The 22,934-nt window shown below is 38.9% G+C and carries 22 protein-coding genes; 10 read left to right on the top strand and 12 right to left on the bottom strand.

Features of this window, described 5'->3' with window-relative positions; genetic code table 11:
• Positions 1-186 precede the first annotated feature (186 nt).
• From GQY27_RS19730 to GQY27_RS19750, 5 genes are all read right to left on the bottom strand, one after another.
• A complete protein-coding gene (locus GQY27_RS19730) occupies positions 187-657 on the bottom strand; it encodes a GNAT family N-acetyltransferase (RefSeq protein WP_160036974.1) in 471 nt (156 codons plus the stop codon).
• 298 nt (positions 658-955) lie between these two features.
• The gene (locus GQY27_RS19735; RefSeq protein ID WP_160036975.1) at positions 956-1,165 is read right to left on the bottom strand and encodes a hypothetical protein; all 210 of its coding nucleotides are present in this window, start codon (positions 1,163-1,165) and stop codon (positions 956-958) included.
• Between the two features lie 72 nt (positions 1,166-1,237).
• A complete protein-coding gene (locus GQY27_RS19740) occupies positions 1,238-1,936 on the bottom strand; it encodes an SAM-dependent methyltransferase (RefSeq protein ID WP_160036976.1) in 699 nt (232 codons plus the stop codon).
• A 216-nt stretch (positions 1,937-2,152) separates the two neighbouring features.
• A complete protein-coding gene (locus GQY27_RS19745) occupies positions 2,153-2,614 on the bottom strand; it encodes a hypothetical protein (protein ID WP_160036977.1) in 462 nt (153 codons plus the stop codon).
• Positions 2,615-3,118: 504 nt separating this feature from the next.
• Positions 3,119-4,627, bottom strand: a complete 1,509-nt coding sequence (locus tag GQY27_RS19750; protein WP_236570670.1) for a GGDEF domain-containing protein — start codon at positions 4,625-4,627, stop codon at positions 3,119-3,121.
• A gap of 320 nt (positions 4,628-4,947) precedes the next feature.
• Between GQY27_RS19750 and GQY27_RS19755 the strand changes: the two genes are divergently transcribed.
• The 6 genes from GQY27_RS19755 (at position 4,948) to GQY27_RS19780 (ending at position 10,933) form a co-directional block, all read left to right on the top strand.
• Entirely contained in the window at positions 4,948-5,649 is a 702-nt protein-coding gene (locus tag GQY27_RS19755) for a response regulator transcription factor (protein WP_160036979.1), read from the top strand.
• Positions 5,646-6,629 (top strand): sensor histidine kinase, encoded by a 984-nt coding sequence (locus tag GQY27_RS19760; RefSeq protein ID WP_236570671.1) that lies wholly within the window; start codon positions 5,646-5,648, stop codon positions 6,627-6,629. The genes GQY27_RS19755 and GQY27_RS19760 overlap by 4 nt, the downstream gene beginning before the upstream one ends.
• A gap of 100 nt (positions 6,630-6,729) precedes the next feature.
• Positions 6,730-7,500: an ABC transporter ATP-binding protein gene (locus GQY27_RS19765; RefSeq protein ID WP_160036980.1), complete on the top strand. Its 771-nt coding sequence runs from the start codon at positions 6,730-6,732 to the stop codon at positions 7,498-7,500.
• Positions 7,475-9,412, top strand: coding sequence for an ABC transporter permease (locus tag GQY27_RS19770; protein ID WP_160036981.1), 1,938 nt, complete (start codon positions 7,475-7,477; stop codon positions 9,410-9,412). Before GQY27_RS19765 ends, GQY27_RS19770 begins: the two co-directional genes overlap by 26 nt.
• A gap of 21 nt (positions 9,413-9,433) precedes the next feature.
• Positions 9,434-10,045, top strand: a complete 612-nt coding sequence (locus tag GQY27_RS19775; protein WP_160036982.1) for a DedA family protein — start codon at positions 9,434-9,436, stop codon at positions 10,043-10,045.
• A gap of 36 nt (positions 10,046-10,081) precedes the next feature.
• Complete coding sequence (locus tag GQY27_RS19780; protein WP_160036983.1) at positions 10,082-10,933, top strand: undecaprenyl-diphosphate phosphatase; 852 nt, start codon at positions 10,082-10,084, stop codon at positions 10,931-10,933.
• Between the two features lie 95 nt (positions 10,934-11,028).
• Here the strand turns inward: GQY27_RS19780 and GQY27_RS21950 are convergent, their stop codons facing one another.
• The 5 genes from GQY27_RS21950 to GQY27_RS19800 form a co-directional block, all read right to left on the bottom strand.
• Positions 11,029-11,157, bottom strand: a complete 129-nt coding sequence (locus GQY27_RS21950; RefSeq protein ID WP_268893047.1) for a hypothetical protein — start codon at positions 11,155-11,157, stop codon at positions 11,029-11,031.
• Between the two features lie 78 nt (positions 11,158-11,235).
• Entirely contained in the window at positions 11,236-11,421 is a 186-nt protein-coding gene (locus GQY27_RS19785; RefSeq protein ID WP_201450763.1) for a hypothetical protein, read from the bottom strand.
• Positions 11,418-12,164 (bottom strand): phage terminase small subunit, encoded by a 747-nt coding sequence (terS, locus tag GQY27_RS19790; RefSeq protein WP_160036984.1) that lies wholly within the window; start codon positions 12,162-12,164, stop codon positions 11,418-11,420. Before terS ends, GQY27_RS19785 begins: the two co-directional genes overlap by 4 nt.
• Positions 12,165-12,374: 210 nt before the next feature.
• Positions 12,375-13,055, bottom strand: a complete 681-nt coding sequence (locus GQY27_RS19795) for a hypothetical protein (RefSeq protein ID WP_160036985.1) — start codon at positions 13,053-13,055, stop codon at positions 12,375-12,377.
• A gap of 249 nt (positions 13,056-13,304) precedes the next feature.
• Positions 13,305-13,943, bottom strand: a complete 639-nt coding sequence (locus tag GQY27_RS19800; RefSeq protein ID WP_160036986.1) for an ATP-dependent DNA ligase — start codon at positions 13,941-13,943, stop codon at positions 13,305-13,307.
• A 217-nt stretch (positions 13,944-14,160) separates the two neighbouring features.
• On the opposite strand from GQY27_RS19800, the gene GQY27_RS19805 reads away from it, so the two are divergent.
• Genes GQY27_RS19805 through GQY27_RS19820 form a run of 4 tightly spaced genes read left to right on the top strand, consistent with a single transcriptional unit; the run spans position 14,161 to position 20,526 of the window.
• A complete protein-coding gene (locus GQY27_RS19805; RefSeq protein ID WP_160036987.1) occupies positions 14,161-15,411 on the top strand; it encodes a hypothetical protein in 1,251 nt (416 codons plus the stop codon).
• A 4-nt stretch (positions 15,412-15,415) separates the two neighbouring features.
• Positions 15,416-18,223 (top strand): helix-turn-helix domain-containing protein, encoded by a 2,808-nt coding sequence (locus tag GQY27_RS19810; protein WP_160036988.1) that lies wholly within the window; start codon positions 15,416-15,418, stop codon positions 18,221-18,223.
• A gap of 1 nt (position 18,224) precedes the next feature.
• Positions 18,225-19,850 carry a site-specific integrase gene (locus tag GQY27_RS19815; RefSeq protein ID WP_236570672.1) on the top strand — a complete coding sequence of 542 codons (1,626 nt, stop codon included), beginning with the start codon at positions 18,225-18,227 and terminating at the stop codon, positions 19,848-19,850.
• Positions 19,843-20,526, top strand: a complete 684-nt coding sequence (locus tag GQY27_RS19820) for a hypothetical protein (RefSeq protein WP_160036990.1) — start codon at positions 19,843-19,845, stop codon at positions 20,524-20,526. The genes GQY27_RS19815 and GQY27_RS19820 overlap by 8 nt, the downstream gene beginning before the upstream one ends.
• Before the next feature lie 320 nt (positions 20,527-20,846).
• Here GQY27_RS19820 and arsC read toward each other — a convergent pair whose 3' ends face one another.
• Positions 20,847-21,266 carry an arsenate reductase (thioredoxin) gene (gene arsC / locus GQY27_RS19825; RefSeq protein WP_160036991.1) on the bottom strand — a complete coding sequence of 140 codons (420 nt, stop codon included), beginning with the start codon at positions 21,264-21,266 and terminating at the stop codon, positions 20,847-20,849.
• A gap of 39 nt (positions 21,267-21,305) precedes the next feature.
• The gene (arsB, locus tag GQY27_RS19830; protein ID WP_160036993.1) at positions 21,306-22,595 is read right to left on the bottom strand and encodes an arsenic transporter; all 1,290 of its coding nucleotides are present in this window, start codon (positions 22,593-22,595) and stop codon (positions 21,306-21,308) included.
• Between the last annotated feature and the right edge of the window lie 339 nt (positions 22,596-22,934).

Below are 22,934 nucleotides of genomic sequence, written 5' to 3' on the forward strand. Positions count from 1 at the left end.
GGAACAACGTCATTACAAACTACAATTTCACTAGACATTTTTCACACCCTCTTAGTGCTCGGAAATAAGTATACATCAGTTGTCCCATGCTGCGTTATCTAACCAACCTGCCGGTTTACATAATTAAAAAAGAGCCGCTGACAACTGGCAAGCTGCTTCCTGCTGTATTCAACTATCGTTTTGCCCTTAATTCAATGACTTCTTTAAATCAACCCTTGTATAAGTTTTCTCATATGCTATCCCGTCTTCATTATGGAATAGTGATGTTTTGGAGTATGGTTCAGTAATTTTTTTATATCCAAGCTTGGTTATAAGCTTTATCATTTTCGGATTTTCAATTGGATCTACACTAACAAATATTTCAGAATAGCCAAGTTTCCTTGCCATTTTCTCACGATGTCTAATTAAATTCGAACCAATACCATGGCCGCGATAATTCTCATATACATATAAGTCACTCAATTTAGGATATAAGTTACCATTCAGTTTTAGAAGACCGAACCCCAAAATGATGGATCTATCCATTTCAGCAACAAGGAGATACACTTCCTTATTTTCTTGTTGGTTCAAATACGTTGTTAATAAATCCTTGTTATTTCTCACATCAAGTAAAACTTTAATATCCTCTTTCTCCGCCAAGCGTATGCTGTATTCCATATCCGCCTACCTCCCAGTACTTCAGTCTCTCACCGATAGTACAACTCCTACATAATACCATAATAGAACTAATTTCCCTGTTCGTGTTATGAGGCCAAACCGTTCTTCCTGGTTGACGTTTTTATCATTTTCACTTGTAATTTTGACAAGTTATTAGCGGTATAGTCCAACAAAGACAGCAGATCACGAGGATCAACTGCCTTCTAATTTTCATTAAGCTATCGTGTCCAGTTTGATAACCAGCAATCTATCATTCTCTTATCAAACTTTATAATCAAAGTCCTAGAAGAAGTATTTACTATCTTATATCGTTCTCTTCATACCATTCTTTCAAAAATTTCAAATTACCGCTAAAGTGATCACCGTAATTGTTAGCTCCCCAAACTTCTGAATTCCCTGTATGAAGTCCCACTAACCATATTTCCCTAATGGCGACGAAAGTCGAAATCGATGCTAGGTCGATATCCGATAACGGTTTGATTTTAAGATACGATTCTAAAAAGATCATATGCCCTCCATCCATAACCCCCGCAGTCAAAATCAAAATGGGTTAAAATACGTATCATTCCTTCTTTCATCATTAAACCTTCTTGATGACTAACATACTACTCGCGCCCTTCTGAAATTCATATGGCACCTTGATTTCTTTTGTAACGTAGCCTTGGCTTTGTATAACACTGACTAGCTTATCTAAATGTTCATATCTATTACTAGATAGGTCAATTAAGGGGAATATACGTACTTCATCACTTGTAACACGTAATAACTCCTGTATGGATTGTAAATGGAATTCATAATCAAACCGATCGGCGTACATGAACAGGAAATGTGCGGAGAGAGTTAATTCAAATTCACAATCTTTGAATGGCAATACAGGTAAATTAGCAGGAATATAACGATTAGGGTACTCTTTCATATCATTCGAACAATCAGATAAAGCTTGTATTCTATGTTTTTTCAAACCTTCTACTGACTCAAAATAATCCCACGCATAATTACTTTGTGCCTTTTCCATGTTTAACATCGCATGCTCGATATCATCGAATCCTTTTTGAGCAAGTTGTTCAAAAGGATGATAATAAGCAATGTCTGTTGCCGTAACATCAGCACCTTTTGTATTTGCAACTGCGGTAAAAGAACAAGCACCTGCAGGACAGTCAAGAATCTTTCGTCCACGTAATTCCTCTTGAGTAAGGTTGAACATTAACAGGTACTCGTCAAATGTTCTTCCAATAAATACAACACGACTTAAATCTAACTTCCCCTCTGCTCTACTCATCTCATCTCACCTTTCTCAACTGCTCATTGTCTTTCCGCTTTTTCAATTGCTATTGCGGCATTTCATCCACAGTCTCTAATGTCATATACAAAATGTGCATGATATGATTCTCCCGAATCGCCTGCTTAAGCTGCCCAGCATCAGATAAATCATGGTAAATCATCCGCCCAAAAGCCTGATGTACTGCTCACTTACTCAAATGATTTTTTCCACTGTCTATTGTGCTGACTTCACAGCCAGGAATTCTTTTGCACAAAGTTCAAGCCCATAACAAAAAGAACGATTTTGTGAGATATAAAAGGAGGAAAGGTCATAACGATGTTTGAGACCTTCATAAGTAACTAATAAGCGATATCCCATCCGCTGCATTGCATACTCCACAAATTGATTCGTATTTGGACCTTCCATTAAGGTAACATACGCATATAAAGAATGGTCCTCTGGTTCATCGAGCATACTCACGCCCGCACATGAATACTCTGTTTTGAAATCAAGCTCTTTTAGAGCCATGAGAGCGGGATAGATGGAAGCATCGACTTCTATATCATCAAAAAGCAGTAGTTTCTTTTGCCAATTTTGTGGTTTCGGACGTTCAATCCAAGCGGCAAGTTCCCTCTTACGCCTCTTCCACCGCTCTGCAGATTGATTACTCCATAATTGTTCTATATCCTGCTCCAAACTGCTTTTCTCTCCCTTTTGTTCAATATATTCTCATCTCATTCTACTACAGCGATGATGAAGTGAATACCACACATATAGGATCCATGGTAAAAATTTGAGAAAACAAAAAGGAGGCTCTTCAGCCTCCCGTAATCTTTACATTTCACTTATTATAAATTTTAAAATAAAGGTAAATTAATGATTAGATCTGTGCTGAGCTCTTCCGTTAAGAGGTCAGCACTCTAGGTGTATGATATCATCCTGCTAGTTAAAACTTTTTTAAACCCTGAGAGATTTGTTCCCTCTATAACATCTAATTGCTTTTTCAGTAAACTATTTTTCGCAGTGCTTATGTCATTCTTAAGTGTTTCTTGTACTTTCTACTTAGCTAAATCAATTACATCGTACCTTTTGCTTGATTTAACCATTTGTAAATTATTATAAATTAGGTGGCAATTCCTTACTGTGATGTTTTTCACATTTAGATATCATGAAGTCCTCACGGTTTTATTAAGATTCGTTCTACTCACGATGATCTTTGTTAATATAAAATCTGTCTTTACCCAGTCTTTTTGCGATATATAGTCCATCATCTGCACATTTATAAAGATCATCATAACTATTGATACTATGATCTACATAGGCGGCTCCGATACTCGTTGAAAGTCCGTAACGTTCATAATAGCTGCTTAATTCCTGCCTAACCGTACCTAATAGAGCCTCAAGTTTATCTGATAAAATATCTACATCAATATTCGAATGGATAAAAACAACAAATTCATCTCCGCCCATTCTCGCGACAATGTCATTTTTTCTAAAATACGATTTCAAACAACCTGCAAATTTCTCTAATACTTTATCTCCTACCGGATGTCCTAGCTCATCATTCACCAATTTAAAATGATCTAGATCAAAAATAAGCATCGTTCCTTGTCCTGGTTCATTTTTTAATGAAGTTTTCACTTTCTTTTCTAGTCCTGCTCTATTGGTCAACAGAGTTAAAGGATCCATCTCAGCACCTTCTTGTGCTGCATGAAGTTCTTGCTCTATTTTCATTTTCATTTTCATATCCTCGGTTTTATCCATAATCATCCCGTAAAACTCGTTTTCCTTATGAAAGGACACAATGCTGATATATCGATCGTTTTCTAGCGCAATAATGTCTTCTTTAGAGTCAGATATCAATGAAGTAAGATATTTTTCAAAACCTTTTGGTGTCTTAATCATCTCATCCCATTCTTTATCATCCACCCCTAAGATACACGGGATATTATCAGAGAAGAAATTCTGGTTTATGGAATATAGACACTCAAACACGGCCACATGACTGCCGATGGCAGAAATCATTCTCGACATTCTTTCTCTTTTCGTTTTATAACTATCTTTCAAGTCATTTAGTACCGCTGTGATCTGCCGAAATTCTGTATAGTATTTTGTTTCAAATGTAATATCCGTATTACCAGCCATTAATTCTTTAACACTCGATTTAATGGATGAAATATCTTGTAAGACATATCGTTTAAGATGATACCTAACTATCATAATGACACCGATAAGGACAGCGTACATACCTGCCATAAAGCAAGTAATTTGTATCCGCATCGTCCTGAATACCGGGGCTGCCTCCACATAAGCGCCAAGGATCAAATTATCTGTATTTTTCGTTTTAAGAAACTTCTTCGTCCCATTGATTTTAATAAGTTTTCCATTGATACTGTTTCTCAGGATCGATACATATTCTTCTGTAGATTCCGCATCATCTATATTTATTTCTTGCTCGTTATCTTGACTTATATCCATGATCTTGCCTGTATTCCCATCGATAACAAATACGGTTTGCTCATCTAAAGTTGGTATATTCTTTATCTCGCTTTTCTTATATAACACTTCGATTTGTTGAATCGTCTCATCCAGTTCCTGAAATGTGGTCTTACTTTCTGTGAAAAATATAATTCCCGCAAACGCTATGAATATGAACATAGATAAAACCACAAAAGTGAATCCTAATTTTTTAAGTATGATTTTCTCCATATTTACCTCGCATACACCAGAAATACATCATGAATCGCTGTTCTCCCTAAGATAGCCAATGCTATTTGATATTATGCCGCTCAGGACATGTGCCCGTTTACCAATAACCCTTAGTTGATTCAGCATAGGCCAGTGACGATAATGTAATATATCAATATTAATAATAGTGTATAAATAACGACTATTACACTGCCACATATTAGCAATCATATTATCCACGGGCACAGCGAGTATATTCACAAGATTCACCACTATTTTTTCTTCATTCCACAAAATTTGATACAATCAAGTAGATTACATTGCTCTAAAGGAGAATAAGCATGTTTAAAATATTCATCGTGGAGGATGACAGAACGTTAGTCACCTTGCTTGAGAAACGATTACATAAATTTGGTTTTGATACATTTGCAGTCTCTCGCTTTGATACCGTTATGGAAGATTTTGAAGCTTTTCAGCCCCATCTTGTCCTGCTCGATGTGAATCTCCCTCGTTATGATGGATACTACTGGTGCAGACAAATTCGGAATCGCTCGACTTGCCCCATTGTGTTTATATCCGCGAGAGAGAGTAAAATGGATCAAGTTATGGCTCTTGAAAACGGAGCGGATGACTATCTAACCAAACCTTTTGATTATGATATTGTCATTGCTAAGGTAAACAGCCACCTTCGCCGAGCATTTGGCTCGTATTCATCCCGTGAACAAGATCGGTCAATAACAGTGGCTGGTCTTACGCTAAATATGGAACGACTCGCTTTATTTTATCAAGAGGAGCGGCTCGACCTTAGTCATACAGAAGCGAAGATTATGGACGAATTCATGAAAAAACCGGGCCAAGTGGTATCCAGGGACCGGTTGCTTGAAAAAATTTGGGATGAACATACTTTTGTTGATGATAATACGCTCAATGTCTACATTACCCGAGTTCGAAAGAAGCTAAGTTCTTTAGGGCTGACGGATGCCGTAGAAACGATTCGCGGCTTAGGTTATAGACTGCGTTCAGAACTGGAAGAGAAGATATGAAAAAAGGGATCTTGCTGTTTTTAAGAGAACAAGTGCCATTACTATTTATTTATATGCTCCAGCTCGCGCTCATTTCATTCGTCTATTGGCTTGGGGGGATGCGTGATTCTTCCCTTTCCCTTTATGCGATCCTGCTTAGTACAAGTCTACTGATCACATATTTGATCTATCGCTACTATACGCATCGGCATTTTTACGAACGACTTGCCAGACCTAAGGCAGTCCCTGATGAACTAACCTATAGGTCTGAACATGCGCCGCTGGCCGAAAGCCTTCATAAGCTGTTACTCCACCAAGAGCGAAAACAAAAAACAGAGCTACTCAGCGTGAAGGAACAGCTGGATCAGCATATCTATTTTATTAATCAATGGGTTCATCAGATGAAGACCCCTCTATCGGTGATGCATCTATTAAATCAAGAACGAGATGATGAGTTGTCACATGGCATGGAGGATGAACTTGATCGGATGCGAAAAGGTCTTGATATGGTGCTATATGCCGCAAGGCTGGATTCTTTTGAACATGATCTGCATATTGAAACGATATCTCTGCGGTCCCTCGTAAGAACCATTACCTCCGATCAGAAGAGACTGTTCATACGAAATCATGTATTTCCTGTTATTCAAATACCGAGTGACCTCAAGATTGTATCTGATGAGAAATGGCTGACATTTATCATCACTCAGCTGCTTACGAATAGTGTGAAATACAGCCGCCAAGCGAATGAAAAAGTGTACTTTGATAGTTATGAGCGGGAACATCACACCATTCTTGAAGTGAGAGACGAAGGGATTGGCATTCCTAAACACGATATAGAGCGAGTTTTTGATCCTTTTTTTACGGGAGAGAACGGACGAACCGTACCTGAATCGACGGGCATGGGTCTCTATCTTGTAAGAGAAGTCTGTGAGAAACTGGGTCACAATATTGAGATTGAATCCGTACAAGGCGTAGGCACTTGTATCCGGCTGATTTTCTAGTCTTACAAATCTGTAAGTTAACTGTAAGAATGCAGGCTGGTAAGTTCATAGCAGAACTTATTATAATAAATACGGTCAGGAGAAGGGTGGCAAAAGTGAAGTGTCGCTTCTTGAAGTAAGAAATGTATCCAAAATATATGAAGGTTCCATCGAGAATAAAGTGCTCGACAACATTCGATTCCAAGTAAAAGACGGTGATTTCGTAGGCATTATGGGTCCATCGGGGAGTGGAAAAACAACCTTGCTGAATGCCATCGCTACGATCGACCCTCCTTCTTCCGGGGATATTAGGATTAGGGGTAACAATCCGTATCTGATGGATGCAAAAGAAATGGCACTCTTCCGCAGGCGTGAACTCGGCTTTGTTTTTCAAGATTTCAATCTGCTGGACTCCCTTACGGTGGAAGAGAATGTCGTCTTGCCATTAACCCTTGATAATATTCCGCTCTCTACGATGAATTCTCGTCTAGAGGAAGTGATTCAGACCCTGGGGATCGAGCCCATCCGTCACCGCATGATTCATGAAATTTCCGGCGGGCAAAGACAGCGTACCGCGATTGCGAGAGCGATGATCCATCATCCGTCCATTGTCCTAGCCGACGAGCCGACCGGAAACCTTGATTCCAAGTCATCTAAAGATGTCATGATGATGCTGCAGCAAATGAATGAACAAGAGCATGCCACTATTCTGATGGTTACCCATGATGTAATGGCGGCCAGCTATTGTCAGCGAGTGATTTTCATTAAGGACGGGAAGCTATACAATGAAATATACCGCGGCGAAAACAGACAAGCTTTCTTCCAAAAAATTGTAGATATGTTAGCTTTATTAGGTGGAGATCGATATGACCTTACGACAGCTCGCCTTTAAGAATGTGGTTCGTAATAAACGAACCTACGCTGCCTACTTTTTAAGCAGTGCATTCTCAGTAATGGTGTTTTTTATTAATGCATTGCTGATTTATCATCCTGATATCAGGCGCGGATTAAGTTCTGATCTTGCCGTACAGGCTTTTGTTCTGGCAGAATGTATGGTGTTTTTGTTTTCTTTCTTGTTTGTACTGTATTCTGTGCGCTCGTTTTTAACTTCTCGCAAAAAGGAATTTGGAATCCTGTTAATGCATGGGATGACCCTTGCCCAGCTCGGCAAAGTTATATTCCTCGAAAATATGATCATCGGGTTGTCTGCAACCATGACAGGGACTGCAGCTGGGGCGCTGTTTGCCAAATTATTTTTTCTCGCCAGTGCCAGGGCACTTGAGATTAGCTCTCTACCGTTTTATTTAACATGGCAGCCTCTCATGCTGACCCTTTTTGCTTTTGTGTTCTTATTCCTGCTGATTTCTGCTTATACTTCGAGAATCGTACGGATAGAGAAACTCATTGATCTATTTCAAGCAGCAGCTAAGAACAAAACAAAACCGGAAGGTTCAAAGGTGCTTGCTTTACTAAGCTTGATTTTACTTGGTACAGGTTATACACTAGCAGCCGGGTCGGATACGAAGAGCATTTATATCCGGGTGATTCCGGTAGTTATGATTACCATGGTTGGAACGTATCTGTTCTACTCTCATTTTAGTGTGATCCTGCTTCAATGGATAAAAAGAAACCGGAATCTATCGCTTAGACGAACTCATTTAATCATGTTCTCTGGGCTTTCTTCCCGGATGAAAGAACACGCCAAACTGTTCTTTATGGTGACGATGGTTTCGACGATCTCTTTCTGTTCGCTGGGGGTATTCGCTTCTATTAATGTAGTAACTGAGCTTTTTCTGGAGGATTATCCCGCTGCTGTTGGCTATGTATCCAAAGAAGGTAATTCATCAGAAGACGCCCATTTATCGCGTATTACATCAGAGCTCAAGGCCCGAAATATTCCCTATAAAGAGGATCAAATTCAGATAAAATACGCAGCGATTCATCCGGATGAGGACAGCAAGGAATTCTCTTTTGAACTGCCCCTGATCTCTTTTTCAGATTATAAACAGGTAGTTCAGCTCGCTGGGTATGAATGGTCAGAGGAGTCCCCAGATTATAATGAAGCTTACGTTCTCATCAGTTCACAGAATGACAAGAGCAAAATCAGACTAAAAGAGCGCAAAGAGTATACACTGCTTGAGCCTGAAGTAACGATTAGAGAAACAGGCTACACCAAGCACGTGATTATCCCAGATAATCTGCTCGCAGACTTTGATGATAGCTTTGAAGCACTCGTTATTCACGATGAGTTATTTGCACGGATTGACAGTCCTGTTCGAGTAGATGAATATACCGGTTTTTATGTAGAGCATTTTGAGCAGACCGCTTTTTTAGCAGATGCACTTGTTGATCATGGACGAACACGTTATGACGCAGGAAAAACCTATGCGATGTCGGTCAGCGGTACGCTGTTTATTCTCAGAGAAAGTATGTACCGTATTCTTCTATTTATCGCGATGCTGCTTGCCGCTATTTTCTTCATTGCTGCAGGAAGTTTCTTATACTTCCGGCTCTATGCTGATCTGGATTACGATCGAAGACAGTATTTAACACTTATGAAAATGGGCCTGACTCCCAGGGAATTTCGAAGCTGTGTAACCGGCCAGCTTGCATTTTTGTTCTTTGTGCCTACCGTGGTGGCAGTCATTCACAGCATTTTTGCATTTATTGCACTGCAAAGCTTGTTCTACTTATCCATAGCATCTAAAATGGGAGTTGTGCTTTTGTGTTTTGTACTTGCCCAGGTGCTGTATTTCTTTTTTATTCGTTTTCATTACTTACGAAATTTAAAAAAATCACTTTAACAAGATTGTAGGAGGTAAACCTTGGAGAACTGGATTACTAGTTTTATGGAGCAGTTTGGTTACATTGGTATTGCTCTCATTATTGCACTTGAGAACGTCTTTCCGCCGATTCCATCGGAAATCGTACTCCCCTTCGGCGGATTTATGACCACCTACACGTCCCTTACCGTCTTCTGGGTTATCGTTGCTGCTACGATTGGTTCTGTGGTTGGCGCAGTTATTCTTTACGGTGTAGGTCTCTTACTTGATGTGGAGCGCTTGGAGAAGATCGTAGATCGTTGGGGACATATTCTACGTATCAAGAAAGAAGATATCCATAAAGCAGATGCCTGGTTTGATAAATACGGATACTGGACTGTGCTCTTTTGCCGTATGATCCCGCTGGTACGAAGTCTGATCTCTATTCCAGCGGGTATGTCCAATATGAAATTCGGATTATTCCTGGTGTATACAACAATCGGTACCTTAATTTGGAATACGATTCTGGTTCTGGTCGGGGCGACCCTCGGCAGCAACTGGCATGAAATCACTGATTTCATCGGTGTATACTCTAATTTCGCATATGCGATTATCGCAATAGCAGGTATTGCTTTCCTGATCTGGTTTTTCAGACGCAACAAAAAAGCTAAATAATAGAAGCACCCTTTATAAAGGAGAAGTGACATCAACATGAATTTTATAGATTTACTAAAAACCATTATTCTTGGAATGGTGGAAGGATTAACCGAGTTTGCCCCGGTTTCATCTACGGGACATATGATCATTGTTGATGACATGTGGCTGAATTCAAAAGAATTTTTAACTCAATATGTGGCAAACACTTTTAAGGTAGTCATTCAATTAGGTTCCATTCTCGCTGTACTCGTGGTGTTCAAAGATCGCTTTATTAACTTGCTCGGACTCGATCGACTGTTCGGTAAGAAAAAACCCGCGATTCCAGAAGGACCTGGTCATAATCGGCTAAAATTGTCCCAGGTTATTGTAGGTCTCATTCCTGCCGCTGTCCTCGGCGTCCTTTTTGAAGATTATATTGATGAGCATCTATTCTCCATTAACACGGTACTCATCGGACTTGTCATCGGTGCTTTCTTTATGATTGCCGCTGATTACTTTGCTCCAAAACAGCCGAAAGTAGAAACCGTGGATCAAATGACCTATCGCCAAGCATTCTCGATTGGACTTATGCAGTGTTTATCTTTGTGGCCTGGATTCTCACGCTCCGGCTCTACGATTTCTGGCGGTGTCCTTCTTGGTATGAGTCACCGGGCAGCAGCTGACTTTACTTTCATTATGGCCGTTCCCGTTATGTGTGGTGCAAGCTTCTTGTCTCTCCTAAAAAACTGGGAGTATTTCACAATGGATGCACTTCCTTATTTTATTGCAGGGTTCATTTCTGCGTTTATCTTTGCCCTCATCTCCATCCGTTTCTTCCTGAAACTGATTAACCGAGTGAAACTCGTTCCGTTTGCGATTTATCGCATTATTCTTGCAGCCGTTATCTATCTAGTATTTATTATGTAGTCAATCATCGTTTGCACCCTCTAAATAGAGGGTACAAAGAAGAGAGGAGCGACCGTATACCGGTTCTCCTCTCTTCTTTGCTTTTTGAGTTTGCCTTACGACTTACGGGAACTGAGCTGAATAATCATCAAGATGAGCACTAGCAGTTGGATGAGCAATTCTGCACTCATTGGGTTCGCCTCCTGCACATAAGGATGCTCCTTCAGTACCAGTTCCTCTCCCATTCGCTTGGCCTTATGCTAATGGCTTGCATTTTACGTTTCCCATTAACATGTATATGACTGGGCCTTGCATCATATGATTTATATTTTATGATTTACTTTGAGGTTCGCACCTTTGTATTTAGGATCGGATAATTTAATGATGAAATCTTGAGCAACGTTAACAGACTTCCCTGATCCAGCCGAACCTTTAAAAGCCCTATACCGCTTCTTGGTTTGATTCATATCACGAAAGTTAGCATTAAACTGAACAGCAGCAGTACTCATGATGTACCATCCCCGTAATCAACAGTGATTGTAATTGGCTCTTTCTTTGCACTGTCAGTATCTAGCTGATTGACTTTGCCTTTCAATACCGATATGCGAAGTTGTTGTTCTTCATCAGCATACCCTTGACGACACATTTCCTCATACTGCTTGATCAGATTCTGCAACGTTCCCATAGCCCTACTCTGTGCCTGAAGGAAGGTCGCTTGTTTATCCCAAGCCATTTGGTATTCCCATTCCTCAGCAGCACCAAAAGCATTATCAGCAGACTTGGTTAACACCTTTGTGATATCATCCTTATCTTTCACATACATTATCTGCTGTGCTCGAAGGATAGCAGCATATTGAATCGTTATTTGATCCCATATCATATCTAATGGGGAACACGTTTCTATTTCCTCCATGATGGCAATCGTATCAGCAGGCAGAAGCTTGCGGAAGAAGCCATGCTTAACGGCTTTGTCGTTTCCATATGGGCCACCATGACCACCAGAGTTACCTAGTGCATTCTTATTACCTTTAGGCGTACCGTGCCCTGCTGCATTCCGATTCCCTTTAGGCGGTCCGCGCCTCTTCATGGATGCATCCTTTTCAGGTTTAGATGCACTGGATGCATCTTTCGTCCATCCTTGCCGCTGTTTACGACTCTTAATGGTTGGATACTTAACATCGTATTTTTCAGCTAATGCATTCAAAGTAATATCCGTTGTTTCATATTCGGATCTGATTATCTCCCAATCCATCGCTACAAGATCACCACCCCCGTAATCGTTTATGTTGGTTTTGCTTATAGAACTAAAAAAGCACCCAATCCAGTGTTGTATACTGGTTGCGTGCCGTTTTGGATGCTTTTGTAGTTTTATAGTTTAAATGACTCTCTGACCTTCACTTATATAAAAAGCGCCCGTTGTAGGCACCTTTTTCACAACATTCTTATTCTAAAAACCAACGCTTTAAATTTTATACTTTGTGAGCAATAATGATCTATGCTGATTATTATTCTTTTCACTATGATCATAAAGGATAGCTGACTCCATTTCGTGAGTATTAATACTTAAAATATCCCCCAGGATCGTTTTCTGTTTATCATCAAGCTTGGAATCGGTTATATATTGAAGTGTATAAAAGTATATTTGGAAATATTTTTTAAGAACAGGGTTTGTCTTGTCTCGATTATACACATCAGTAAATGCCTCATATCCATCAGTATTGATCCTATTCGAGCTCTTTGATGCTTGGAGATCCTGAATAATTTTATTTTTTAAATTAATAAAATTCAATACTGTTTCTTGAGCGATCTGGAAATTTAACAACCTTTGTTGTTCCTCAAGTTGTTCAGCAGATTTTTCACTTGACTTAGCTTGAGCTTTTAGTTCTTTTAACTGGGTTTCTTGCATCTCTTTTTGTAGCTTAAGATCTTGTCTTTGAAGATTTGTTGTATATATAACCGCTCCTAGGGCTAAAGCAGAAAATAAAGCATTTAGAGAACCAAACATATCTCCGAACGACCCTCTATCTTCCCAAGTATTTGTACTTTTGTACAGCCAAATAGCACCTACGGTGTAAATTAAAATAAATCCCATTATTATTCTACCAAATGTCCAAAATCCTTTATCCTGCTTATTTTCACTCACAATTAATCTCTCCTATGCAAATGATTTCATGTGAGTTGATTCGACATGTTCTTCTACATATCCTTTTTGATTAGTTCTATATATACAAAAAAGCTGTCACTTTAAATGACAACTTTTTGCATTAAATTATTAAATTTCACAAACACTGGATCACGAAGCTTACCAGCTCTAGTCCAGTTCCTTATCTTTACCTGAGCTCCTATAATCGGTTCCAGGTAAACATAATCATCTGTTTCTCCGGTCTTAAGCTTACTGCTGATTTTGTATAACTCTTGCTTTGGGGGATACACCGAATCTTATAATCCCTGCAGGCTTAACTTCACCGTCCCGCTGTTTTACTCCAGCTATCCAGCCAAACTCAGTCTTTCGATATCCCATAATGACTACATCAACGTAAGTCCAGTTAATGACTTTTAACCAATCAGCAGAACGTTTTCCTACATAGGTACTATCCAATCGCTTTGCAACCATTCCTTCCATCTGAGTAAGCTCCATTTGTTTGAATAAGGATTCTCCTGCTCCTTGTACATATGGAGTCTTTCCCATCCTTGGATTGTTAAATGGAATCTCCTGCATCAGAGCCTTGCGTTCATGTAGTGGAAGCTTACGAGTATCCTCTCCATCATAGTGAAGGATATCAAATACAACGTAAGTAACAGGTAAGGTGCGTGTATATAGATTAATCTTATCTTCTTTCCTTGCTAGGAATCTCTTCATAACAAGTTCGAAGTCTACCCTTCCTGTCTCTGGATCCACACATGCTATCTCACCATCTAAAACAATGTCCTTAACAAATGGATTATCTAGGAGCTCTGGATACTGTCTTAGGCATTCTGTACGGTGCCTTGTATATAATTTGATCTTTCCTGCCTGGTTCGAATAAATCAAGCGGTGACCGTCTATCTTTGGCTATCTCCATTAAATTGCACAAAAATAATATGTACAAAAATAATTTAATAATAGCTTGATAGTATAGGATTTTAAAAGTTTTCATTGAAAATATTATTGTACAAAAATACCAAAATGTTATTATAGAAAAAGAAACATATCCAACATATAACCGTTTAATAATATTGTACATAAACGTATTTCTATTGGAGGACAAATGGCCAATTCAAAATCGTCTACAATCACTACTCTTCAAAACTTTAAATTTATTATGATTTCTGTTTGGATTGATTGGGGGACATTAAGCGACGGCAAAATTATAAAAAAGCAGTTCGCGGCAATAGCGTTAAAAGATCTGACAACGGGTACCCACATCATCCATCCGTTGACAGACTTTATAATAAACTACTGGCAGGCAAGAAAGTTCAACACGCAGAAGAAACATGCACTGAATACCGTGAAATTTCTTAATTACGTACTTTTTAATAGACGTAATATGAATATTCACTCGCTGTCTGATTTGAATTTTACGGTTGGCAACAATTATCTTAATTCACTTACTTCCGAAGGACAGTCCAGGGGCTCAGTAAAAGACAGTGAAAGGACCCTCACATATTTTTATCTTTGGTTAATTGATAAGGGCGTAAGTAACCTAGACAAACACCGGTTTTTAAAAAAAGAAACGCAATATGGCAAAAGCTATTACGAATCCCCTTTTCAGGTAGTTTACCCGGATCATCGCCCACCAAATGTGGAGCATGCATTCCCAATTCAATACATACCTTTATTAATTGAAATAGCCATCCTTGTAGCAAGACCAATTGCGCTCGGGGTTTATCTACAATTATTCGGCGGACTCCGAGTGGGAGAAGTGGTCAATTTAAAACGCACTCAGCTAAAGAGAAGAATAGCGAACGGGGATTTTCTTTTTGAAGTTAAGGATCAAAACTTCCGTACTGACCTCAAGGATAGTTCCGGCAGCAACAGTGTAAAACGCAGCAGAAACCAAAGGGTTTTTCAGATTAGGGATTGGGGAGAATCTATATTTAATGATCATATTGAATTGTTCGCTGCGGCGGATAAAAACAACGCACTTTTTGTAAACAGGGATGGAAAAGCGATGTCCGGACGTAGTTATCGTCAATACTTCGATAAATTAAAAAGATGCTTCATTGAATACTTAAAATCATACGGAGACAGCGACGATAAACTGATTGCCCACCATTTGAGCATGATGAGTTGGTCCACCCATATTGGAAGAGGAACTTTTACAAATATGTTAGCAGAGGTAGCTGAAAATCCCTACGATATCGCATTTCCGCGCGGCGACAAAAGCCTCCTTTCGTCTCTTTCCTATATGTCAAGGACGGAACGCATGCGAAAGAAATTAGAAGAAAAATTTAATAATATGCATGGATCGTATATTCCAAAATTGATTGATAAACGCAAAAGTCAAAAGGAGCATTAAAGAGTTGCATAATACATTGGAATATCTCACAAAATCTGAACTCGCAAGAGTTTTAAATGTCACCCATAGCACCGTTATAAGATGGATTACCGAGGGAAAAGTACCATCAATTGTTGAAATCAATAATAAATCCTTAATACCACAGGAAACCATCCCTTTGATAAAAAAGAACGTTGGGTATATAAATATGGACGAGTACATGAGTCTCGGAGAATTTCTTCGGCTCTTTAATATCAGCCATGAAACATATTTGAATTGGATTAAAAGGGGATGGGTTAAAGACAATGTTCGTTATGGTAGCACAGCCTACATCCCCCTTAGCTCCATAGATGAGATAAAGAAGTTAAGCGGTTATGTAAATGAAGATGATTATATAAACGTCAAACAGTTGAGTAGCATTCTGGATGTTAGCCCGGAGAAAATTTTCAGACACATTAAAAGTGGCTTGCTTGTAGATTTCCATAAATACAAAGACAAATATCTCTTTAAATTGGATTCTATTGAGGAGATCAAACGGAGCATTGGATATTACAATGATTTTAATCCAAATGATTACTTTAGGATAAATCAGGCAAAAGAAAATTTGAATATGGATTTCGATTTTCACTATTGGAAATCGAAAATACCGTACATCTTGCATATGGGAACACCCTATATACATATCAAGGATTTAAATCTTATTTTAGACCTGATAAAAGAAAAAAAGCCGAAAGTACCCTCTTCAATTCCGGTGCTAGAAAACTATGTAAATACCAAAATAGCTGCCGAATTATTACAAATTGGTCAGGCTACGTTGTCAATCCTTATTAATACCGGAAAAATTAAAGGAGCTATGAAAGTTCCGTTTAACAAAAGCCAAACCAGATGGATGATTCCGATAGAATCGATTGATGATTATAAGCAATCCCGAATATCTTTGATTGAGCATAAAACAGCAGTTCTTATGCCTGCCAATACATTAAGTCTGAAGATGATAGCCGAAAAGACCGGAGTGTCCTATAATTCACTGCGGTTGAAAATAAGAAGTAAACAGTTGTTTCCAAATGCCCAAAAGGTTAAAGGGATGTATTGTATACCGATTGAAGAGGCAAATCATTTTATCGAGAACACTCGCCAACATCGGTACGATAAAAAGGTAAATGTCTATACGAATAGAGACGCCTTAGAAGAGCTATTACACTATATGACTGTCTTTCCTTTGCCATTTCATTTAGAGAAAACGGCAGTGCTGTTTATGGAGTTCTGTACGATTAAATTGAGCAAGTTAAGAGGAAACCCAAGACACATTCGATCCTTTTTCAATTATTACAAATTTGTGTTCGAAACATTAAGGACCCTGGATAAAAATTTACATGAGTTGGGTGTTAGTGTAATAGACGGCATCATATATGAACAGATGGCCAATGAGCATACCAAACGAATTTTCGTTTCATTTTATTACTATTGTTATTCCAGCCGTGACCTTCCGGTCCCGAAACAGTACGTAGTTTCTAAAATAAACAACGATAAAGAAAAGGAAAAAGAAATTTATTCTCCTGAAGCATTTTATTCCTTCTACAGGTATGTGAAAGATGTATCGTTGCACTTATCGAATGCCATCATCAATGACTATTATGCAAATATGTGGGCATTTACGATCATGCACCTTACGAACGCATGGAGAGCTTCCGATATTGTTTTTAAGACTCCTAATCTCGACCTCTCCTCGATTCAGGTAGATTCGTTTGATTGGTTCAACAACAATGCATTAACGATTACACAGTGCCAAAAAGTCATCAATCAATTGTATTTGCAATTTCGATCAATCAAGACAAGTAAAACAACTGCGTTTGTTACATTCTTAGTCGAGCCGGAACTGGTAGAACCATTATCGACAGCACTGATTATTTCGGAATTGCATAGACAGAAAAATGAGAACTCATTTCTTCTAGAATCTTTCATTACGGGCACGAAAATTAAAACAGTGGCTACCTCAGGGAAATCCCGACATCAACATTTTTTTAAGTTGAATCCATCCCTTGAACCCTTTAAAAGCTTGAAGTTTAACAACAGTACCATGACTTACCTTTTCTATAGCATTAGTGATGAAGACGGGAATGATTCTGATGTGGCATTAGAACTAACTCAGAGGGTAAGGTCCCATAACAGGGCTGAGACCACGGCTATTTATGTTCAAGCTACAAACAAAGACGGAAGCTTGAATCAAGTATCTTCCAACCTTTTCCGGCGAGGACACTTTGGGTGGCTCTATAACTACTTGATATTATTGGCCAACGAAAAAGATGATATGCCCCGTACAATGGAAGATAAAACACTGGAAATTTCAGCTATTCGAAATCAATTAGAGAGCCCGGCTAACACCGAATTATGGGCTCAATTTCTCTTGCAGATAAGACAAAAACGAAGCTCTGTTATGTCGCGATTGGCAAAGCTAAGTAAAGAATCCCTCATTGAATTAATAGTAAAGATTTTTAAAGGAGAAAAGCCTTCAAAAACGGAAAACGCCCAGTGCATCACGTCTCCAAATTGTGAATACCCACGATTGAATTCGTGTTATTCATGCCCAAACATCATTCCCAAAAATTACTTATTTATCGAACTTAGTGGTGAATTTGACCGGTTAATTAAGTCGATTGAAACCACTGAGCATAGTGCCATTCGAAAAAAGGAATCCTATTTTCTTTTAAATTTACTCCTCCTACTTGACGAAGGAATCAACTTTTTCGGGGAGGAATATATTCAAGCTTTTTTAAACATACAACATGTTCGCGGGAAACTTAGCCAACTGGCAGACAAAATATATATTGAATAAGGTGGACCTTTTGGAATTTAAACTGTCTGAAGAATTGTTCGGAAATTCAATGGTAAGCGTGATCGAACAAATACATTACGATAAAATGGAAAACAAATTATATCTGAGCACTTTTTCAGCCCTAAAAGAAAATGGGTATATTGTGGCAGACTCTTTCAATGATCATATATGGATTATGCCGTGCAAGATAAAGGCAAATGATTTTCAACTTGTATTCGATCTCGACATATATAGTGACCTAAATGAAGCTGTCAAAGCCTTCATCACCTTACGGAGATCATCCGGGGTAAGTGCGCATAAGTGTTATGATGAAGTCCAGTTGCTTAAAAAAACCATAAGATTATCCAATGGTTTGAAACAAACGATTAAGGTGAAAGACAAGTTTGTATCTATGTCAGAACCACGCGCCTATTCCCTTTCAAATGTCTTGAAGAACTTCATCAGCTTTTTTTCCTGCGAACAAGGAGAGGAATTACGAAGGATCTGCGATACCGTTCCTTTCGCAACATATGGGAATAGAGATTTGCCGCACTTCCACGATGTACTGGTTTTCAATGATATTGTAAATGATTTTTTTCAGACCAAGCCAATAGAACAGACCCTAAAATTTATGCCCATTATGTTTTGGTGGCTTATCACAAATATCTTGCCTCAGAGACCAACAGAGCTACTGTTAATGAATATAGACTGCCTTGAACATACAACTGAAGGAACCATGTGGCTTAAAGTTCCCAGAATCAAAAATGAAAGTGATTCTCCGGATAGAGTTATTCAGTATGATTCAATCCAGATAGATACTAAAACCTACCGATTAATTTCTTTCTACAAAATGAAGCTAATCGAATTTGGTATTGAGGACGACTACCTTTTCCCTAGAGGGTTTTATCAGCTGTTCCGGAAAAGACCAAAACGTCAAGCATTCAATCGAATGACACTATACAATTTTGATGTGTTACTGCAGGAGTTTTATAACGAGGTCGTTGAGGGTATGTATTCAGAGACAAACCTTGATAAAATTAAGCCTGGAGATACCAGACACTTCGCAATTATCAATATGTTTTTGCAAGGCTTTAACATGCTTTCCATCGCAAGAATGGCAGGACATGATGTTATTGCCACACAGGATAATTATTATTCACATGCCGAACATTTTTCTCAATCGTATGTCTATATATTGGCTCAAAAGATGCTGGAACGTAAGGTTTCAGACACTATGCCTGAAGGATTTATTGGATGGAAACGGGATGCATATGATAAAGGGAAAATTTACAATAACCAGGACACATTGAAAATGTTAAAAGTAGACTACGGTTATTGTAAGGAAAAGAAAGAAATCTTCCCCTCCTCGTGTGTCGAAGACTGTAGGGTGTGCAGCAACTACGTTTTTAAACCGGATATTGATAACTACGAACACGGGATTGAATGGCTGCAGGACTATTCCGGTGTCCTTAATCAGCGAATGAATGAAGTACACTTAATATTGAAGGAACAGTGCAGTTCATCACTCCTATCGAACCATCCTGCTTCTGCCGAAATTTCAAAGACAAATTCAATGAAACTGGTAAAATACATGAATCAGAAAGCGATTATTGATTCGATCTTGATGGAGGAAGACAGGTATGACTAAAGAACAAGAAGGACAGGCTGGAAAAGGCAGACCTTCCAATTATACTGACGAACAACTCAAGGAAATGGCGTTGGACATTAAAAAGAAATATAAAGGACGAAAACTAACTTACCTTTTATTGGAGAAGGAAACCGGCATCGGAAGGAATACGTGGAGCAGACGTATTCCTGAAACGATAGAAGTATTAAATAATCCTGTTCCAAGGTCGATTGGAATATCCGAAAGTGATGATGTTTACTTTCCGAATATTGAACAAATTTTTGACCATTATAAAAATGATAAGAACAAAATAATCAGCGAGCTTTATTTCATCGAAACGGCATTCTACGAACTTTATAATACGGTTAAGAATCTGAAAGAGGAGCTGAATCGAAGAAAAGAACACAGTGTCGAACTAAAAATAAAAAACGATGAAATACGGCTGTTGCAAGCACAGGTGAAACATTATGAACAATTATACAATCAGCAGATGGTTTCAAGTGCCTTTTCTCACCTGCAGTCACAAAACCAGGTAAAAGACAATCTACTACAGTTTGATAAAAACAACAGGAAACATGCGAGTTTGGAAAATTTAGAAACCCTTTTTGAAACGGAAGGATCTAATCCCTCCGAAAAAAATACAAGTCTATCTAAAATGGAAACCAGGTTCAGTAATATATTCAAAAAGGACCGTTAGGACCTCAAATTGTCGAGAAACCCAGACGTCTTGTGCCAAGACTATGGGTTTCTCTTATTTGGGACTGAGAAAAAGCAGGGGTGAGGGAGATTGCCCCTGCGTTACCCTCCTCGTGCATGTGGTGGACCTCCGTCATGCAACGCCACACCGCGCGCTGGACCTGGCGCGCGTGAGAATGGGACTTAAAAATAAAGTCTTAGACTGCCGCTGGTTTATTCAACTAACGTTTCTTCATTAGTTCAATACCTTGTTACTCTTTTAGATGTCACAATTAATTTAATCTGAATTACAATGTATCTCTTGTACTGGACTTTTATTATCTACTCACCTGTTTTTGCGAACGTTTCGATGCGCTGTCCAATTTCATCGCGTACACGCTGAAATACAGACCATTTTTCTTCGTCCGTTCCTTGAGCTTTTGCTGGATCATCAAATCCCCAATGTTCACGGCGAACACTTGGAGGAGTAATTGGGCACTTATCCGCTGCATCACCGCAAAGAGTGACAACAAGATCAGCAGCGTTCAAAATGGCTGGGTCAATAATATCAGAAGTTTGATTGGAGATATCAATACCCACTTCATTCATCGCTTTCACCGCATTTGGATTTAAGCCGTGTGCTTCAATTCCTGCGCTATATACATTCCACTGGTCACCAAGATATTTTTTAGCCCAACCTTCAGCCATTTGGCTGCGGCAAGAATTTCCTGTGCATAAGAAATAGATCGTTTTTTTACTCATAAATTTTTTTCTCCTTTTAGTAAGACTAAAGCTATTTTTTTATAAAATGAGAAGCCATAGATACAACCCTAGAAGCGTAATAAACAAAGTAGGAATTGTAATGATAACCCCTGTCTTAAAGTAAGTTCCCCATGGTATTTTGATGCCTTTCGTTGAAAGTACATGAAGCCACAAAAGGGTGGCTAATGAACCGATTGGGGTAATTTTAGGCCCTAAGTCAGACCCAATTACGTTTGCGTAAATTAAACCCTCTTGAATAACTCCTGTAGCGTGAGTTGCATCAATGGCAAGCGCATTAATCATCACCGTTGGCATGTTATTCATAATGGAGGAAAGAATTGCTGCAATAAATCCCATACCCATCGTTGCGATAAATAGTCCTTGCTCTGCCAAAGATCCTATCACCTCAGCTAAGAGATCTGTCATACCTGCATTTCGAAGTCCATATACAACAACGTACATTCCGATCGAAAAGAATACGATGTTCCAAGGTGCACCTTTCACCACTTCTTTCGTTTGTACGACTGAGCTCTTTCTTGCCAGCAGTAAGAAGGTAAGTGCAATGATCCCTGCAACAATAGATACCGGAATACCTACAAACTCACTTACAAAGTAGCCAATAACAAGTATAGCTAGGACATACCATGACACTCTAAACATCGCTGGGTCCTTAATTGCCTCAGATGGAGCCTTAAGCTCAGAATCATCAAACTTTTTCGGAATGCTTTTTCTGAAAAATAAGTAAAGGACTAAAATACTTGCTACTAGAGAGAAAAGATTAGGAATGATCATTCGACTAGCATACTCATTGAAGCTAATTCCAAAGAAATCAGCAGATACGATATTGACCAGGTTGCTTACAACGAGCGGAAGTGATGTTGTATCTGCTATAAAACCGCTGGCAATAATAAACGGAAACACTCTTTTTTCATCAAAATTGAGTGCACGCACCATGGCAAGCACGATAGGTGTCAAAATGAGTGCAGCACCGTCATTTGCAAAGAAGGCAGCAACGACAGCGCCAAGTACACTAATGTACACAAACATTCGGATTCCATTTCCTTTTGCTGCTCGGGCCATATGTAGTGCAGCCCATTCAAAGAACCCGATACGATCCAAAATCAGTGAAATTAAGATAATGGCCACAAATGCTAATGTCGCATTCCATACGATTTGAGTAACGTCCCAAACATCTTGGAAACTTACAACTCCAACTAACAAAGCAAGAACAGCACCACCACATGCAGACCAACCAATATTTAAGTTTTTCGGCTGCCAAATAACAAATACCAGTGTTACTAAAAAAATGAGACAAGCTAAGATTGTCAAAACCACTATAACACCTCCAAGTTGACTATCTTCTAATAAACTAAGTAGGATTTGTGCTTATCTGTAAAAAAACCAAAACGCGAAGATATAGTCTTTATCATGAGTCATGAACCGCCTCCTTTATTCAGTGATCATTATATAAGCATATGCTTATATAAACAACCCACTTTTTTTATTTTTCCACGCAACAAGAAGACTTTAAATCCCGCTTATTAAGGTCTTTTAGAATTTGCTGAGCACCAGGTAAACTCTCCAGAACTGCCTGAATATACGGTTTGTCTTCGACATGAAGCGAATAATAGATCCACTGACTTCGTCTCGACTCTTTTACAAGATCCA

Origin of the sequence: Paenibacillus sp. An7, assembly GCF_009870785.1 — a bacterium.
Lineage (GTDB): Bacteria > Bacillota > Bacilli > Paenibacillales > Paenibacillaceae > Paenibacillus.